Annotated in this window: 21 protein-coding genes; 5 read left to right on the forward strand and 16 right to left on the reverse strand. The window is 71.3% G+C overall.

Annotation, left to right across the window (positions count from 1 at the left end):
* Positions 1-90: 90 nt before the first annotated feature.
* Complete coding sequence (locus ACFPIJ_RS02670; RefSeq protein WP_380112940.1) at positions 91-999, reverse strand: bifunctional helix-turn-helix transcriptional regulator/GNAT family N-acetyltransferase; 909 nt, start codon at positions 997-999, stop codon at positions 91-93.
* A gap of 106 nt (positions 1,000-1,105) precedes the next feature.
* Between ACFPIJ_RS02670 and ACFPIJ_RS02675 the strand changes: the two genes are divergently transcribed.
* Genes ACFPIJ_RS02675 through ACFPIJ_RS02690 form a run of 4 tightly spaced genes read left to right on the forward strand, consistent with a single transcriptional unit; the run spans position 1,106 to position 3,909 of the window.
* Positions 1,106-1,378, forward strand: coding sequence for an ACT domain-containing protein (locus ACFPIJ_RS02675; protein WP_203846324.1), 273 nt, complete (start codon positions 1,106-1,108; stop codon positions 1,376-1,378).
* Positions 1,379-1,381: 3 nt separating this feature from the next.
* On the forward strand, positions 1,382-1,729 hold the full coding sequence (locus tag ACFPIJ_RS02680) for a hypothetical protein (protein WP_203846229.1): 348 nt from the start codon (positions 1,382-1,384) through the stop codon (positions 1,727-1,729).
* A complete protein-coding gene (locus tag ACFPIJ_RS02685) occupies positions 1,726-2,700 on the forward strand; it encodes a tyrosine recombinase XerC (protein ID WP_380112941.1) in 975 nt (324 codons plus the stop codon). The genes ACFPIJ_RS02680 and ACFPIJ_RS02685 overlap by 4 nt, the downstream gene beginning before the upstream one ends.
* Before the next feature lie 48 nt (positions 2,701-2,748).
* Positions 2,749-3,909: an aminotransferase class V-fold PLP-dependent enzyme gene (locus ACFPIJ_RS02690; protein ID WP_380112942.1), complete on the forward strand. Its 1,161-nt coding sequence runs from the start codon at positions 2,749-2,751 to the stop codon at positions 3,907-3,909.
* On the opposite strand, the gene ACFPIJ_RS02695 is transcribed toward ACFPIJ_RS02690, so the two are convergent.
* Positions 3,800-4,339 (reverse strand): murein hydrolase activator EnvC family protein, encoded by a 540-nt coding sequence (locus ACFPIJ_RS02695; RefSeq protein WP_380113073.1) that lies wholly within the window; start codon positions 4,337-4,339, stop codon positions 3,800-3,802. The two genes, ACFPIJ_RS02690 and ACFPIJ_RS02695, sit on opposite strands and share 110 nt — an antisense overlap.
* Before the next feature lie 155 nt (positions 4,340-4,494).
* Between ACFPIJ_RS02695 and ACFPIJ_RS02700 the strand changes: the two genes are divergently transcribed.
* Positions 4,495-4,671 (forward strand): hypothetical protein, encoded by a 177-nt coding sequence (locus ACFPIJ_RS02700; RefSeq protein ID WP_380112943.1) that lies wholly within the window; start codon positions 4,495-4,497, stop codon positions 4,669-4,671.
* Between the two features lie 28 nt (positions 4,672-4,699).
* Here the strand turns inward: ACFPIJ_RS02700 and ACFPIJ_RS02705 are convergent, their stop codons facing one another.
* From ACFPIJ_RS02705 to ffh, 14 genes are all read right to left on the reverse strand, one after another.
* The gene (locus ACFPIJ_RS02705; RefSeq protein WP_033357832.1) at positions 4,700-5,020 is read right to left on the reverse strand and encodes a DUF2469 domain-containing protein; all 321 of its coding nucleotides are present in this window, start codon (positions 5,018-5,020) and stop codon (positions 4,700-4,702) included.
* Positions 5,017-5,763: a ribonuclease HII gene (locus tag ACFPIJ_RS02710; RefSeq protein WP_380112944.1), complete on the reverse strand. Its 747-nt coding sequence runs from the start codon at positions 5,761-5,763 to the stop codon at positions 5,017-5,019. The genes ACFPIJ_RS02705 and ACFPIJ_RS02710 overlap by 4 nt, the downstream gene beginning before the upstream one ends.
* The gene (locus tag ACFPIJ_RS02715) at positions 5,763-6,275 is read right to left on the reverse strand and encodes an NUDIX hydrolase (protein WP_380112945.1); all 513 of its coding nucleotides are present in this window, start codon (positions 6,273-6,275) and stop codon (positions 5,763-5,765) included. Before ACFPIJ_RS02715 ends, ACFPIJ_RS02710 begins: the two co-directional genes overlap by 1 nt.
* Before the next feature lie 19 nt (positions 6,276-6,294).
* Entirely contained in the window at positions 6,295-6,939 is a 645-nt protein-coding gene (gene lepB / locus ACFPIJ_RS02720; RefSeq protein WP_380112946.1) for a signal peptidase I, read from the reverse strand.
* Between the two features lie 21 nt (positions 6,940-6,960).
* Complete coding sequence (gene lepB / locus ACFPIJ_RS02725; protein ID WP_380113074.1) at positions 6,961-7,773, reverse strand: signal peptidase I; 813 nt, start codon at positions 7,771-7,773, stop codon at positions 6,961-6,963.
* Between the two features lie 932 nt (positions 7,774-8,705).
* On the reverse strand, positions 8,706-9,062 hold the full coding sequence (gene rplS / locus ACFPIJ_RS02730; RefSeq protein ID WP_203846236.1) for a 50S ribosomal protein L19: 357 nt from the start codon (positions 9,060-9,062) through the stop codon (positions 8,706-8,708).
* 98 nt (positions 9,063-9,160) lie between these two features.
* Positions 9,161-9,877: a tRNA (guanosine(37)-N1)-methyltransferase TrmD gene (trmD, locus tag ACFPIJ_RS02735; RefSeq protein ID WP_380112947.1), complete on the reverse strand. Its 717-nt coding sequence runs from the start codon at positions 9,875-9,877 to the stop codon at positions 9,161-9,163.
* Entirely contained in the window at positions 9,874-10,425 is a 552-nt protein-coding gene (rimM, locus tag ACFPIJ_RS02740) for a ribosome maturation factor RimM (RefSeq protein WP_380112948.1), read from the reverse strand. Before rimM ends, trmD begins: the two co-directional genes overlap by 4 nt.
* A 3-nt stretch (positions 10,426-10,428) precedes the next feature.
* On the reverse strand, positions 10,429-10,686 hold the full coding sequence (locus ACFPIJ_RS02745) for an RNA-binding protein (RefSeq protein ID WP_033357826.1): 258 nt from the start codon (positions 10,684-10,686) through the stop codon (positions 10,429-10,431).
* Entirely contained in the window at positions 10,661-11,125 is a 465-nt protein-coding gene (rpsP, locus tag ACFPIJ_RS02750; protein WP_380112949.1) for a 30S ribosomal protein S16, read from the reverse strand. Before rpsP ends, ACFPIJ_RS02745 begins: the two co-directional genes overlap by 26 nt.
* Positions 11,126-11,286: 161 nt before the next feature.
* Positions 11,287-11,922 carry a ribonuclease FAU-1 family protein gene (locus ACFPIJ_RS02755; RefSeq protein ID WP_380113075.1) on the reverse strand — a complete coding sequence of 212 codons (636 nt, stop codon included), beginning with the start codon at positions 11,920-11,922 and terminating at the stop codon, positions 11,287-11,289.
* A 29-nt stretch (positions 11,923-11,951) separates the two neighbouring features.
* A complete protein-coding gene (locus ACFPIJ_RS02760; protein WP_380112950.1) occupies positions 11,952-12,602 on the reverse strand; it encodes a ribonuclease FAU-1 family protein in 651 nt (216 codons plus the stop codon).
* Positions 12,599-13,693: an amidohydrolase family protein gene (locus ACFPIJ_RS02765; protein ID WP_380112951.1), complete on the reverse strand. Its 1,095-nt coding sequence runs from the start codon at positions 13,691-13,693 to the stop codon at positions 12,599-12,601. The genes ACFPIJ_RS02760 and ACFPIJ_RS02765 overlap by 4 nt, the downstream gene beginning before the upstream one ends.
* Positions 13,677-15,215: a signal recognition particle protein gene (ffh, locus tag ACFPIJ_RS02770; RefSeq protein WP_380112952.1), complete on the reverse strand. Its 1,539-nt coding sequence runs from the start codon at positions 15,213-15,215 to the stop codon at positions 13,677-13,679. Before ffh ends, ACFPIJ_RS02765 begins: the two co-directional genes overlap by 17 nt.
* Positions 15,216-15,244: the final 29 nt, after the last annotated feature.

The raw sequence follows: 15,244 nt of genomic DNA on the forward strand, positions 1-15,244 counted from the left end.
GGGAGCAGACGACGAAGGCGCCAGGAACGGACGACGAAAGCACCAGGAGCAGGCCACGAAAGCACCAGGAGCAGACGGCGAAGGACCAGGTCAGACCAGCCGAAGCCGCCACTGCTCCTCGACGACCTCCACGCCGTACACCGACGCCGGCGTGGCGCTGTCGAGCACGAACCCGGCCCGCTGGTAGATGCGCCGCGCGGCGGTCAGCACGTCCTGGGTGTACAACACCATCTCCCGGTATCCGGCCCGCCGCGCGAAGCGCACACACTCCTCCACCAGAGCGTTGCCGACGCCCATCCCGCGCGCCGACGGCTCCACGAACAGCAGCCGGAGCTTGGCCACTCCGTCGCCGGCGCGCACGCAGAAGATCGAGCCGACCGGCGTGCCGTCGACCTCGGCGATCCAGCCGGCCTCGGTCCGCGGGTCGTGCGAGGCAGCGAAGTCGGCCACGATCCGGGCGACCAGCGCCTCGAAGGTGGCGTCGAGGCCGTACTCCGCGGCATAGAGCGCCCCGTGGCGCTGCACGACCCAGCCGAGGTCGCCGGGCAACAGCCCGCGCAGCACGACGGTCCGGGCCGGCAGGACACCCTCGAACACCGACCGGATCGTGTCCATCGCACCGACCAGGCGCCGCCGGTCGACCTCGCCGACGGCCGCGAGCAGCCCGCCGATCTGCTCCTCGGAGCGCGCGTCCAGCGCCTCGAACGCCGCCCGCCCGGCCGGCGTCAGCTCGATCCGGCGTCGGCGCGCGTCGGCGGCGGAGCGTGACCGCGCGACGAGCCCGTCGGCCTCCAGCCGCCCCAGGATCCGGCTCAGGTACCCCGCGTCGATGTCCAGCAGCCGCCGCAGCTCCGCGGTGTCGTGTGCCCGGTCGACCGCCAGCTCGTACAGGACCCGCACCTCGGCCAAGGAATACGCCGAGTCGTGCAGGCCGGCCCGCAGGACCCCGATCAGGTTCGTGTAGTAGCGGTTGAACTCCCGTACCGCCGCGATAGTCATAGTTGACATCGTCAACGATTCCACGGACGCAGTCAACAATCAGCCCGAAAGGCCGCCGACGTGGCGTCGTAACTGCATGGAAACGCTGCGTCGTCAGGCTTGGCCCATGTCGCTACGTCACGTGATCGTGGAACTGCCCGACCGCCCCGGCTCCCTGGGTCAGGTCACCACGCTGCTGGGCCGGCTCGGCGTGGACATCCGGCAGATGCGGGTGCTGAGCCGGGACGGCACGGTCGCGACGGACGAGTTCACGGTCAGCGTCCCCGGCGTGGTGATCGACCGCTCCCTGCCCAGCCTGCTGGAAGAGATCCAGGGGGTACGGGTCGTCGAAATGTGGCCCATCGATGCCGCCAGCGAGATAGCGGGCGCTATCGTGTAGGACATGACCGCTCCCGCCGACAAGCTCGTGGAGCTGCTCGAGACGCTCCCCGCCACCACCCGCCAGGAGATCACCGCCTGGCTCCTCGACCGCGGCGCGCCCCACCAGGCCACCGGCGGCAACCTGCTCGCCGCCGCCGTGGAGCTGCGGGCCGGCGTGCTGAGCGGCGCGCACAGCGCCCTCGGCGGCGCCCTTCCGGCCGGCGAGGAGAGCCAGCTCGTCACGTTCCGCCTGCCCGCGGAGCGCCACGCCGAGCTGCGCGCCTGGTGCGCCGAGCACGGGTTCACGATGGCGGCGGTGGTCCGCGGCCTGATCGAACGGTTCCTCGAAGACCAGCTCCGCCGGAAATGAAGAAGCCGGCAGCGAAGCCGGAAACGACGAAACCGGCGGCGAAGAAGGCGACCAGCGCCCTCCACGAGGGCCTGCCCGACGCCATGCGCGCCGCGGTCGACGACTTCGCCAGGCACCTTGCCGCAGAGCGCAACCGCTCCGAGCACACCGTCCGCGCCTACGTCGGCGATGTTGTGTCCCTGCTCGACCACGCCGCCCGCGCCGGCACGAACACCCCCGGCGACCTGACTCTCGCCGTGCTCCGCGGCTGGCTCGCCCGCCGGCGCGCCGCCGGCGCGGCCCGGACCAGCCTGGCCAGGCACGCCGCGGCGGCCAGGACGTTCACCGCCTGGGGGCACCGCGAGGGCCTGCTCGCCGCCGACCCCGGGCAGCGCCTCGCCAGCCCGAAGGCGCACCGTGACCTGCCGACCGTGCTGCGCGCCGACCAGGCGGAGAGCCTCGTGACCGCGCCGGCCGGCCGCGACGACGCCGTCGGCCTGCGCGACCGGCTGGTCCTGGAGCTGCTCTACGCCACCGGCATCCGCGTCAGCGAGCTGTGCGGCCTCGACGTCGGCGACGTCGACCGGATGCGCCGCGTCGTGCGCGTCATCGGCAAGGGCGACAAGGAACGCGCCGTGCCCTACGGCCTGCCCGCCGAACAGGCGCTCACCGAATGGCTGCGGCACGGCCGCCCGGCCCTCGCAACCCGCGCCAGCGGCGTGGCCCTGCTCCTCGGCGCCCGGGGCGGCCGCCTGCAGCCCACCGCCGCCCGCCGCCTCGTCGACGGCCACGCCAGGGCGGCCGGCCTGCCGCACACCTCCCCGCACGACCTGCGCCACTCCGCCGCCACCCATCTCCTCGAAGGCGGCGCCGACCTGCGCTCGGTCCAGGAACTGCTGGGACACGCCTCCCTCGCGAGCACGCAGATCTACACGCACGTCTCGATCGAGCGGCTCCGCAGCGCCTACGACCAGGCTCACCCACGCGCCTGACGGCAAACCCGCCCGGACGGAGCCCGGCAGGACATTAAGATCGTGGATGTGTCCGCTCCTGAGCCGATTCCCGGCGCGCGGCTGCTGTTCTCCAACGACGCAGCGGTCGCGCAGCTCAACCACGGCTCGTTCGGTCTGGCGCCGATCCCGGTGCAGCGGGCCCAGCAGCGGCTGCGCGACGAGATGGAGGCCAACCCGCCGAGGTTCTTCAGCGTTGGGCTGGAGGAGCGGGTCGCGCACGTGCGCCGGCACCTGGCCGCGTTCATCGGCGCCGACCCGGACGGCACGGCCCTCGTGGAGAACGCCACGACGGGCGTCGCCATCGTCCTGGCCGGGCTCGACCTCGGCACCGGCGACGAGGTCGTCACCACCGACCATGGGTACGGTGCGGTGGACCTCGCCGTGGACGAGCTCTGCCGGCGCACCGGCGCGAGCCGGCGCGTCGCCCGCCTGCCCCTCACCGCCCAGGACGACGACGCGGTCGGGGCGGTCCTGGACGCGGTGACCGGCCGGACCCGGCTGGTGATCGTCGACCAGATCACCTCGCCGACCGCGCGGGTGCTGCCGGTCCGCCGGATCGTCGAGGCGGTCCGCGGCCGGGCCGGCGAGCGGGTCGCGATCCTGATCGACGCGGCGCACGCGCCCGGCATCCTGCCGGATCCGGTGGCCGGCGCCGGCGCGGACTTCTGGGTCGGCAACTTCCACAAGTGGGCCTACGCGCCCCGGGGCACGGCCCTGCTGACGGTGGCGGCCCGCTGGCGGGAGCGGATCCGGCCGCTGGCGGTGTCGTGGAGCCAGCTCGCCGGCTTCCCCGACAACCTGGAATGGGTCGGCGCGCGCGACTACACGCCGTGGCTCGCCGCGCCCGTGGGCCTGTTCGTCCTGCGGTCCCTCGGCGTCGACGCCGTCCGCCGGCACAACGTCGCCCTCGCCGAACACGGCCAGGCCCTCGTCGCCGCCGCCCTGGACGTCGCCGTCCCGGCGAGCACGGGCCTGCCGATGGCCCTGGTGCCGTTGCCGCCGGGCACGGCGGGCGACCCGGCGGCGGTCGTCGCGCTGCGCCGCCGGATCTCCGACGAACTCACCACCGAGGTCGCCCTCAACTCCTGGCGCGGTCAGGGCTACCTGCGGCTGTCGGCGCAGGTCTACAACCGCGAGGAGGACTTCCAGCGCCTCGTCGAGGGCCTGCCGAAACTCCTGGGCCGCTGACCGGCAGCAGCCGGACCCGGCCCCGGTGCAGCAGGCTCAGCGGGTCCAGGTACACGTCGCCGGCGCGCAACCCCCAGTGCAGACAGGCGGCCGCCGGGCAGCCGGCGTGACCCGCCCGCAGGGCACCGAGCGGCGTCCCGGCCACCACCACGGTCCCCGCCCTCACGACGGCGTCCACGGGCTCGTAGGTGGTGCGCAGGCCACCCGGATGCGACACGCTCACCACGGGCCGCCCGGCGACCAGGCCGGCGAACGCGACCACGCCGGCGCCGGCGCTGCGCACCTCCGCGCCGGCCGTGCCGAGCAGGTCGGCGCCGCGATGCCCGGCCTTGAACGGATCGGGCGGCGGCTCGAACCGGCGCGTGACGGTCACCGGCGGGTCCAACGGCCATTGAAACCCGGAGCGAACGGGCCCGAGGTGGCGTGGCATGGAGGGCAGCGAGAACGACAGCGCCACCAGGACAAGAGCGAACATCCGCATCGGCATGCGGCAAAGTCTCGCCATCCCGCCCGGCACCGGCCACCGCCCACCCGCGAACCTGTGGACAACGCGGGCCTTGTGGACGACTGTGCGAAGATCGGCGGATGAACGGCGTGCGGGTCGTGCTGGCCACCATCGGGATCATCGTGATCGGGATGATTGCCTGGTGGCTGATCAAACTCGTGTTCGGCCTGACGTTCTACCTGATCCTGGGCCTGATCGTGATCGCCGGTGGGTACTACCTCTACACGAAGGCGACGCAGCCGACCCGGCGCCGGTAGCCCGGCGCCGGACCGGCGAACGCTGAGGTCAGCCGCCGAAGCCGTTGTCGGGCAGCGAGATGTCGGGCTTCTCGAGCTCCTCGACGTTGACGTCCTTGAACGTCATCACCCGGACGTTCTTCACGAACCGGGCCGGGCGATACATGTCCCAGACCCAGGCGTCGTGCATCTCGACCTCGAAGTAGACCTCGCCGTCGGAGTTGCGCACGTGCAGGTCGACCTGGTTGGCCAGGTAGAACCGGCGCTCGGTCTCCACCACGTAGGAGAACTGGCGGACGATGTCGCGATACTCCCGGTAGAGCTGGAGCTCCATCTCGGTTTCGTACTTCTCGAGATCTTCGGCGCTCATCGCGGTCCGCCTTCCATAGCCACATTGTCGCCCACTTGCGCCGGCACCCTCGCGGCCTCGCCGGGCGCCACGCCGACGTTACCGCGCCTTTGCCTCCGCTGCCCCACCGCCGCCACGTTCGCGTAGGAGAAACGGTGCTCGGCGCACGGGCCATACGCCACGAGCGCGGCCTGGTGCACCGGCGTGCAATACCCTTTGTGCTCGTCGAAGCCGTATTCGGGGTACGTCGTGTGCAACGTCTTCATGATCCGGTCCCGGGTGACCTTCGCCACCACGCTCGCCGCCGCGACACAGGCCGCGACCTGGTCACCCTTCCACACGGCGAGGCCGGGCGCGCCGAGGCCGTCGACCCGGAACCCGTCGGTGAGGGCGTAGTCGGGCCGCTCGGCCAGGCCGGCGAAGGCGCGGCGCATGCCGGCGAGGTTGCACACGTGCAGCCCCCGTCGGTCGATCTCACCCGGAGGGATGACGACCACCGACCACGCGGTGGCGCGGGCGACGACCTCGTCGTAGATCCGGTCGCGGGCCGCGGCGGTGAGCAGCTTCGAGTCGTTGAGGTCGTCGATCTCGCCGCGCCGGCCCTGCGGGAGGATGACCGCGGCGACCACGAGCGGCCCGGCGCAGGCGCCCCGGCCGGCCTCGTCGGCGCCGCCGACCCGGTCGAAGCCACGCCGCTGCAGCGCCCGCTCCAGGGCCCACAGCCCGGCGGCGCGGTGCACAACGGTGCGCGGGGGCGCCAGCATCACGCCACCTCCCGCGCCGGCGACGGCGACGGCGACGGCGACGGCGACACTGACGGCGCCAGCGAGTGCAGCAGTGACGGCAGGTCCGGCGGATAGAAGCGCTCGTCGGTCGCGTCGAGGTCGGCCGCGGACCACCACCGGGCCTCGTCGATGCAGCCCTGCTCGACCTCGTTGAGCCGGGACAGGTCGACGGTGGTGCCGTCGGCCCGCGCCACGAAGAACGACTGCTCCTGCGCATACCACGCGCCGTCGAACGGGAACGACACCGTGTCGGTGCGGACCGGACCCTCCAGCTCCAAAGGGTCGAACCGCAGCCCGGTCTCCTCGAAGGTCTCGCGCACCGCGGCGTCGAGCAGGGACTCCCCCGGCTCCACGCCGCCGCCGACGGTGAACCAGTAGGTGTGCGACGGGCGCGCCGGGTCCCAGCCGTGCAGCATCAGCACCCGGCCGGCGGGGTCCAGCAGGAGCACCCGCGCGGCCCGGCGGTCGATGTGTCCCCCGTCGGGCGTCATACGACGAGACTACGACGTCCTACTTCGCGGTCGGCGCCGGCACCTTGTCGAAGGTGTCCGGGACACTGAGCCATTTCGCTCTGGAGAACGGCCAGAACACCACGAAAGCCCGGCCGACCACGGCGTCCTCGGAGATGGTCGCCTGCATGGGATCTTTGTTGTGGCGCAGGAAGTTGTATCGCGAGTCGCCGGATCTCGACCGGTGGTCGCCCATCACCCACAGCCGCCCGGCCGGCACCGTGACGTCGAACTGCTCCTCGCTGGGGAGGTCCTGCAGCCCGCTCTCGTCGGCGTAGATGTAGGTCTCGTCGAGGGCCTTGCCGTTGACCGTGATGCGCTGCTTGTCGTCGCAGCAGACCACGTGGTCGCCGCCGGTGGCGATGACCCGCTTGATGAAGTCCTCCTCGGACGGGTCGTTCCGCCATGAGTCGGGCGCCTCGAAGACGATGACCTCGCCCCGGTGCGGGGACCGGAAGTCGTAGACGAGCTTGTTGACGAGCACACGGTCGCGGATGAGGAGGGTGTTCTCCATCGACTCGGACGGAATGTAGAACGTCTGCAGGACGAAGGCCCGCACCACGACAGCGACGATGATCGCCACGCCCAGAAGCACTGGCAACTCGCGCCAAAACGTGTTGGGGCGCTTGGTCTGCTCGTCAATCACGCCCTGAAGGGTACGTGTTCGTCACCAACGCCGACGCCTCAACCGCTCCTGACGCGCCGAACGGGTCGAAACCGTGAGAGAAACCGCGAGTGGGGCAAGCACCATATCGGGCACCAAAGGTAATTCAGGCGCTTTCGTCACTCTCGGACCCGCCGGTCCGGACGCGCTCTTCGGCACGTTCTTAAATGTGTCGGGCACCGGTAGCCAACCCCACCGCCCGCTCGGCCACAGGATGACGAAGGCCCGCCCGATGACATTGTCGATCGGCACCTGGCCCTGACACCGGGAGTCCTGCGACACGCCGCGATGGTCGCCCATCACGAACATCTGCCCTGGCTCGACCTTGATCGGCCCGAACCGGCGGGCCGTGCACTGCTTGGGGTTGGGGGTGGCATCCAGGGGCGAGTCCTCGTAGACATACGCCGACTCGTCCAGCGGGTAGCCGTTGACGAAGACCCGGCCCTGCACGTCACAGCAGGAGACGGTGTCGCCGGGCAGCCCGATGACCCGCTTGATGAAGTCCTTCTCGCCGGGCTGGCTGAAGCCGACGAGGTCGCCGACGGTGCGGCCGAGCTCGGCGAAGAAGCCGGCGTCCTTGTCGACCTGGTTCTCCGGCGCCCAGTTGGCCGGGCCCTCGAACACGACGACCTCACCGCGCATGGGCTCGCGGATGTCATACAGCACCTTGTTGACCAGCACCCTGTCGCCGACGAGGAGGGTCTCCTCCATCGAGCCCGACGGGATGAAGAACGCCTGCACGAGGAACGTGCGGATGAGCACCGCCAGGCAGAACGCCACGATCAGCAGCAGCGGCAGTTCCTGCCACAGGGGCATGTTCTTGCGCTTCTTGCGGACCTTGCTGCGCCACGAGGTGGCGGAGCTGTCGTCGTCGTAGCCGCCGCGCGTCCTGGTCGAGGCGCCCCGGCCACGGTCGTAGCCGCGCGACGCGCCCTGGGGGCCGGAGCGGCGGTCGTCGTAGCGGCCCCGGTCGTCGTAGCCCCGGTCGTCGTAACCGCGGTCGTCGTATCCCTGGGCGTCATAGCCCCGGTCGTCGTAGCCCCGGTCGTCATAGCCACGGTTGTTGTAGCCGCGCGTGTCGTAGCCACGCTCGTCGTAACCCCTGGCGTCGTAGCCGCGCTCGTCATAGCCCCGGTCGTCGAAGGCACGGTCGCGCACCACCGGCGGCTCGTCGCGGTCCCAGCGGCCCCGGCCGCGGTCACCGTAGGGGTCCTCCCACGACCGGCTCGGCCGGTTCCAATCGCCGCGCTCCTCAGCGGAGCCACGCCCCTCGGAGGAACCACGCCCATCGGAGGACCCACGCCCATCGGACGGCCCACGCCCATCGGACGGGCCACGCCCATCGGAGGAGGAACCACGCCCGTCGGAAGGGTCGCGCCCGTCGGACGGGCCCCCACGGTGCGCCGCACGGGCGTCGCCACGCCCCCAGGCGTCGAAGGTCGACTGCTGGGCACCCTCGCTCGGCTGCCCCCAGTAGTCGTGGTCCGGATAGGTGTTTCCGCCGAAACCGGGCTGCCCACGCTCCCCGCCCTCCTGATCGAGGGGGCGGCGGCGTGGGTGTAAGTCATCGCCGCGATCGTCGTAACCATCGCGGCCATAGTCGCTTGCCATCGGCGTCAGCCTAGAGGCACAAGACCAAATTGGGGAGCCCAGCCCCGGTTGACCGGAAAGCGAGTCTTCAGGGTGAACGACTTCGAGGAGGACCCGATCCCGGGCCCTCCTCGAAGGAAGTCGATCAAAGGTGCGGCTCAGCCGACCCTGGTGTCGCGCTTCTCCTTGATCTTGGCCTTCTTGCCCCGGAGGTCGCGCAGGTAGTAGAGCTTGGCCCGGCGCACGTCACCGCGGGTGACAACCTCGATGCGGTCGACGGCGGGGCTGTTGACCGGGTAGGTGCGCTCGACGCCGACGCCGAAGCTCACCTTCCGGACCGAGAAGGTCTCCCGCAGGCCGTCACCCTGGCGACGGATCACGACGCCCTGGAAGACCTGGACCCGGGACCGGTTGCCCTCGACGACCCGTGCGTGCACCTTGATGGTGTCACCGGCACGGAAGCTCGGGATATCGGTCCGCTGCGACATTGCGTCGAGCGCGTCCAGCGTGTTCATCGCGGCAGTTCCTCGTCACTCAAGGCACGCCCGAATCAGTGGCGCGCGAACGTAAAGATGATCATGAGGTGCGCAGGCGTCAGCCCGCAGCAACCCCACTACTTTGCCACATCGACGCCCGGAACCTGAAATCCGGCCCCCTCGAGGAGGTCGGGACGCCGCTGAGCAGTGCGCCGCAGTCCCTCCTCCCGCCGCCAGCGGGCGATCTTGCCGTGGTCGCCGGAGCGCAGCACGTCCGGCACGTCGAGCCCGCGCCACGTCGGCGGCTTGGTGTACATCGGCGCCTCGAGCACGCCCGCCGCGTGCGACTCCTCGACCAGCGAGTCGGCGTTGCCCAGCACCCCGGGCAGCAGGCGGGTGACCGCTTCGAGGACGACCAGCACCGCGACCTCGCCACCGAAGAGGACGTAGTCACCGAGCGAGACCTCGCTGACCCGCATCCGGGTGGCCGCGTGGTCGATCACCCGCTGGTCGATTCCCTCATACCGCCCGCAGGCGAACAAAAGGTGCGAATCGCCCGAAAGCGCACGAGCCTGAGCTTGGGTGAACGGCGCACCCGCGGGCGACGGCACGATCAGATGCGTGTCGGGGGTGGCCAGCGAATCCAACGCGGCACCCCACGGCTCGGGGCGCATCACCATGCCGGGACCACCCCCGTAGGGCGTGTCGTCCACGGTGCGGTGCACGTCGTGGGTCCAGCGGCGCAGGTCGTGCACCGCGAGCTCGAGGATCCCGGTGCCGCGGGCCTTGCCGATCAGCGACAGGTCCAGCGGGGCGAGATAGTCCGGGAAGATCGTGACGACGTCGACCTTCATAGGTCGAACAGGCCTTCCGGCGGCGTGACGACGATCCGCCCGCCGGGCACGTCGACCTCGGGGACGATCTCACGGACGAACGGCACCAGGCCGGTGCGGCCGTCGGTGAGCCGGACGACCAGCAGGTCGTGCGCGGGCGCGTGGTCGACGCGCAGTAGCTCGCCGAGCTTCTCCCCCGCCGTGTCGACGATGGCGAGGCCGACGAGGTCGTGATCGTTCCACTCGTCGGGGTCCGTCGGGGCCGGGATGGTGGCGCTGTCGACGCAGAGCAGCACGCCGCGCATGGCCTCGGCGAGGTTGCGGTCGTAGATGCCGTCGAACACGATGAGCAGCTTGCCCTGGTGGGGGCGGACCGACTCGACCGTGACGCTCGCCGGCGGCCGCCACGCCGTGGCGGGCACGTTCTGCAGATGCCGGACCGCCGTCGAGTCGGTCACCAGGACCGACCCGACGGCGAAACGATCTGCCGGATCATCGGTGCGGATGTCGACCACGACCTCGCCGTGGACGCCGTGCGCACGAAATATCTGACCGACGACGAGGAGCATGGATCAGTACGCGTCGACGATCTCGACGCGGACGCCGCGACCACCGATCGACGTGATCACCTGGCGCAGAGCCTTCGCGGTGCGACCACCGCGACCGATCACCGTGCCGAGATCCTCCGGGTTGACGCGGACCTCGAGGCGCTGACCGCGGCGGGAGTCGACCATGCGGACGCGGACATCGTCAGGATTGTCGACGATGCCCTTGACCAGGTGCTCCAACGCGGGGCGCAGCACGTCAGGCCTCCGCGCCGGCGCCGGCACCGGTCTGCTCCTCAGCCTGCGCGGCCGGGGCCTCGGCCGCAGCCTCGGCCTTCTTCTTCGGCTCGGCCTTCTTCGCCTTCGGTGCCTCGGCGAGACCGGCGGCGGCCTGCGCCTCGGCCTCGTAGGTGGCCCGGCGGTCGGGCGCGACGGCCTTGACCTTCAGCGGCTCGGCCGGTGCGGGCAGGCCCTTGAACTGCTGCCAGTCACCGGTCTTGGAAAGGATCGCCCGCACGGCGTCGCTCGGCTGCGCGCCGACCGAGAGCCAGTGCTGCACGCGCTCGGAGTTGACCTCGATGCGCGAGGGCTCCTCCTTCGGGTGGTAGAGCCCGACGAACTCGATCGCCCGACCGTCACGCTTGGTGCGCGAGTCGGCGACGACGATGCGGTACTGCGGGTTGCGGATCTTGCCCATCCGCAGGAGCCGGATCTTGACGGCCACTTTGTTTGCTCGCTCCTGGATCTGTGTGGAAGCCGAGCGAACGTCCGGACACCGTGGGGATTGGCGCCTTCGGCTCTGCTCTGATGGAAAGGACCCGACGCCGGGTTAGAGGGCTCGACGCGAAACCTGATACCAGCCGTCCATTGTGCCAGACCCGCTACTCACCGCAAAAACCGAGGGGCGGGTGGCCGGTCCCAGCCCGGCGAAAGCGAAGGCAGTGTCCAGTCGGCGGGTGGCGTGAAATCCGTCCAGGTGCCGTCGAACGGGAACACGCCCGCCTCGATCTCCTTCACGACCCGCTCGCCCTCGGCCCGCACGAAGGCCTCGTCGGGCACCCAGTAATGCTCCGGCAGGGCGAGGCGCTCCAGGAACTCCTCCTCGTCCTTCCAGCGCCACGACCGGTCCGGCGCCACCACGATGTCGAGATCCCAGTCGGTGACATCGAGGCCGGCGGCGCCGCCCTCGTCGCTCCACCGGATCGCGGGCCGCTCCAGGTTGACGTACCAGCTGGCGAAGCGCCCCTCGTCGTTGTGGAACCACCAGACCGAGTGCGACGGGTCGCCGGGCCGGTGCAGCTTGAGCACGCCGGGCCCGTCCCAGGTGCCGTGCTTCAGCGTCGTGCCCCGGGTCACGAACTCCGCGAACGGCATCGTGCGCATCCCGAACCCGTCGCCGGAGACCTCGTTGACGACCGGCGTGCCCCGCGCGATCCACAGCAGCAGCCCGCGCTCGTCGTCGGAGACCACCCTGGCCGGGCGCACCCAGCCGAGCCGGCCCAGTCGCACGTTGCGGTGCATGACGACCTGTCCGGGCACAAACCTGACGCTCAACCGCGCTCCCTCGGTCGGTCCCAGCCCTCCGTGACGGGTGGCGGGACGCTCCAGTCGGCCGGCGGCCGGAAATCGGTCCAGGTGCCGTCGAACGGCCACGCGCCGGCCTCGATCGCCGGCACGACCCGCCGGCCCTGCTCCCACACGGCCGCTTCGTCGTCCACCCAGTAGTGCTCGGGGAAGGCGAGGCGCTCGGTGAGCTCGTCCTCGTCCTTCCAGTCCCAGCGCCGGTCCGGCCAGACCCAGATGTCCAGGTCCTGGTCGGTCAGGTCGACGCCGGCCACGGCACCGTCGTCCCAGGTGACCGACGGCTCCTCCAGGTTGACGTACCACGCCCGGAAGCGCCCGGCCGGGTCGAACAGCCACCACACCGAATACGCCGCGCCCCGCGGGTTGAACTTCAGCGTGCTCGGCCCGCGGTAGACGTCCTGAATGATCTTTTTCGGCGTCTGTACCCACTCCGCGAACGGCATCTCACGGGGGCCCCGCCCGTCGACGGTGACCTCGCGGATGAGGGGGCTGCCGGTCGCCATCCAGAGCCGCAGGCCGAGCTCGTCGTCGGCCACGACCCGGGCGACGGGCGCCCACACCAGGGTGTCACGGGCGAAGTGCCGGTGCAGGACCGCCCGTCCGAAGCTCAGCGTCACCCCACGACCCGGCCCTTGAGGACGATCCGCCGCGGGTGCAGCAACTGGGTCAGGTCGAGCCGCGGGTCGCCGTCATAGACGACCAGGTCGGCGAGGCCACCCTCGACCAGCCCGGGGAAGCCCAGCCACTCCCGGGCGCCCCACGAGCCGGCCCGCAGCACGTCCAGCGCAGGCATGCCGGCCTCGCGGTGCAGCAGCAGCATCTCCTGCGCGGCGAGGCCGTGCGCGATGCCGCCGCCGGCGTCGCTGCCGACGTAGATCGGCACGCCGGCCTCGTGCGCGGCGCGCACCACCGACGGGAACCGGTCGCGCAGCGCAAGCATGTGCCGGGCATACCCGGGGAACTTCTCCTCGGCGGAAGCCGCGATCCCGCCGAACGTGGCGATGTTGATCATCGTCGGGACGAGCGCGGTGCGCTGGCGGGCCATCAGGTCGATGTCGTCGCCTGCCAGCCCGGTGCCGTGCTCGACCGAGTCGACGCCGGCCCGGACCAGCGCGGCCACGGACTCCTCGGCGAAGGTGTGGACCGCCACCCGGGCGCCCACGGCGTGCGCGGCGGCGACGGCGCCGGCCATCGACTCGAGATCCCAGGCGGGGGCGAGGTCGCCCACGCCCCGGTCGATCCAGTCGCCGACGAGCTTCACCCAGCCGTTGCCGAGCCCGGCCTGCCGGGTGACCTCCTCGGCGAGGGAGGCGGCGCCCACCTCGACGCCGATGTCGCGCAGGTAGCGCTTGGGCGGGGCGACGTGCCGGCCGGCCCTGGCCAGCCGGGGAATCTCCGGGTCGTCGTCGAGCATCGGATAGGGGATCGGCGAGCCTGCGTCGCGGATCGCCAGGACGCCCGCGGCCCGGTCGATCAGGGCCAGCTCACGCGCGGCCTCGACGCCGGCGGACGGGTGACCGCCGGGCGCGATGCCCAGGTGGCAGTGCGCGTCGACCAGCCCGGGCAGGACATATCCGCCGTCGGCGATCGTCACGGCGCCCGGCACCGGCGCCAGGGTCACCCGGTCCCCGACCAGCCAGAGGTCGGTCGTCGTGTCGTCCGGGAGCAGCACGCCCCGGACATGCAGTGCCTCAGGAGTCCTTGTCACGCTTCTGCAGCTTCGAGAAGTCGAGCTTCGGCAGCTTGAAGCCGGCCGGCAGGCCCGCCGCGTTGGGGTCCATGGCCGCCGGGTCGAAGCCGGGCGGCAGCTGCGGCATCCCGCCGCCGAGCCGCGGCTGCCGGGCGCCGCCGCCCTTGCCACCCTTGGCGTCCTTGCGCTTGTTCTTCGGCGACTTGGTGGCCTTGCGGCGGCCGCCGGGCAGGCCCATCATGCCGCCCATCTGCTTCATCATCTTCTGCGCGTCGGCGAAGCGGTTGAGCAGCTGGTTGACGTCGGTGACGGTGACGCCGGAGCCGTTGGCGATGCGGACCCGGCGGGACGCGTTGAGGATCTTGGGGTTGGTGCGCTCCCCCGGGGTCATCGAGCGGATGATCGCGGTGACCTTGTCGAAGTGCTTGTCGTCGATCTCGGCCAGCTGGTCCTTCATCTGGCCCATGCCGGGCATCATCGCCAGGACGTTGGCGATCGGACCCATCCGCCGCACCGCCTGCAGCTGCTCGAGGAAGTCCTCGAGGGTGAACGACTCGCCGCCCATGAGCTTGGCGGCCATCCGCTCCTTCTGGTCGTCCTCGAACGCCAGCTCGGCCTGCTCGATCAGGGTGAGCACGTCACCCATGCCGAGGATGCGCGAGGCCATCCGGTCGGGGTGGAAGACGTCGAAGTCCTCGAGCTTCTCACCGGTCGACGCGAACATGATCGGCTGGCCGGTGACGTGGCGGACGGAGAGCGCGGCACCACCGCGGGCGTCGCCGTCGAGCTTGGACAGGACCACGCCGGTGATGCCGACGCCGTCGCGGAACGCCGTCGCGGTGGTGACGGCGTCCTGGCCGACCATCGCGTCGATGACGAAGATGACCTCGTCGGGGTCGACCGCGTCGCGGATGTCGGCGGCCTGCTGCATCATCTCGGCGTCGATGCCGAGGCGGCCGGCGGTGTCGACGATCACGATGTCGCGCATCTGCCGCCGGGCGTGCTCGATCGACTCGCGGGCGACGCTGACCGGGTCGCCGACGCCGTTGCCGGGCTGCGGGGCGTAGACCTCCACGCCGGCCCGGCCACCGAGGACCTGCAGCTGGTTGACGGCGTTGGGGCGCTGGAGGTCACAGGCGACGAGCAGCGGCTGGTGCCCCTGGGCCTTGAGCCAGCGGGCGAGCTTGCCCGCCAGGGTGGTCTTGCCGGAGCCCTGGAGGCCGGCCAGCATGATCACGGTCGGCGCGGTCTTGGCGAACTGCAGCCGGCGGGCCTCGCCGCCGAGCGTCGCGACCAGCTCCTCATGCACGATCTTGATGACCTGCTGGGCCGGGTTGAGGGCCTTGGACACCTCGGCGCCGCGGGCGCGCTCCTTGAGCCGGGCGATGAAGTCCTTCACCACCGGCAGCGCGACGTCCGCCTCGAGCAGCGCGAGGCGGATCTCCCGCGCGGTGGCGTCGACGTCAGCGTCGGTGAGCCTGCCCTTGCTCTTCAGCTTCGAGAAGATGCCGGAGAGCCGGTCACTCAGGGTGTCAAACACGACGAATCCGTCCTCGAGGTAGGCGCTGC

The sequence above is a fragment of the Dactylosporangium cerinum genome, assembly GCF_042653625.1.
Classification (GTDB): Bacteria; Actinomycetota; Actinomycetes; order Mycobacteriales; family Micromonosporaceae; genus Dactylosporangium; species Dactylosporangium cerinum.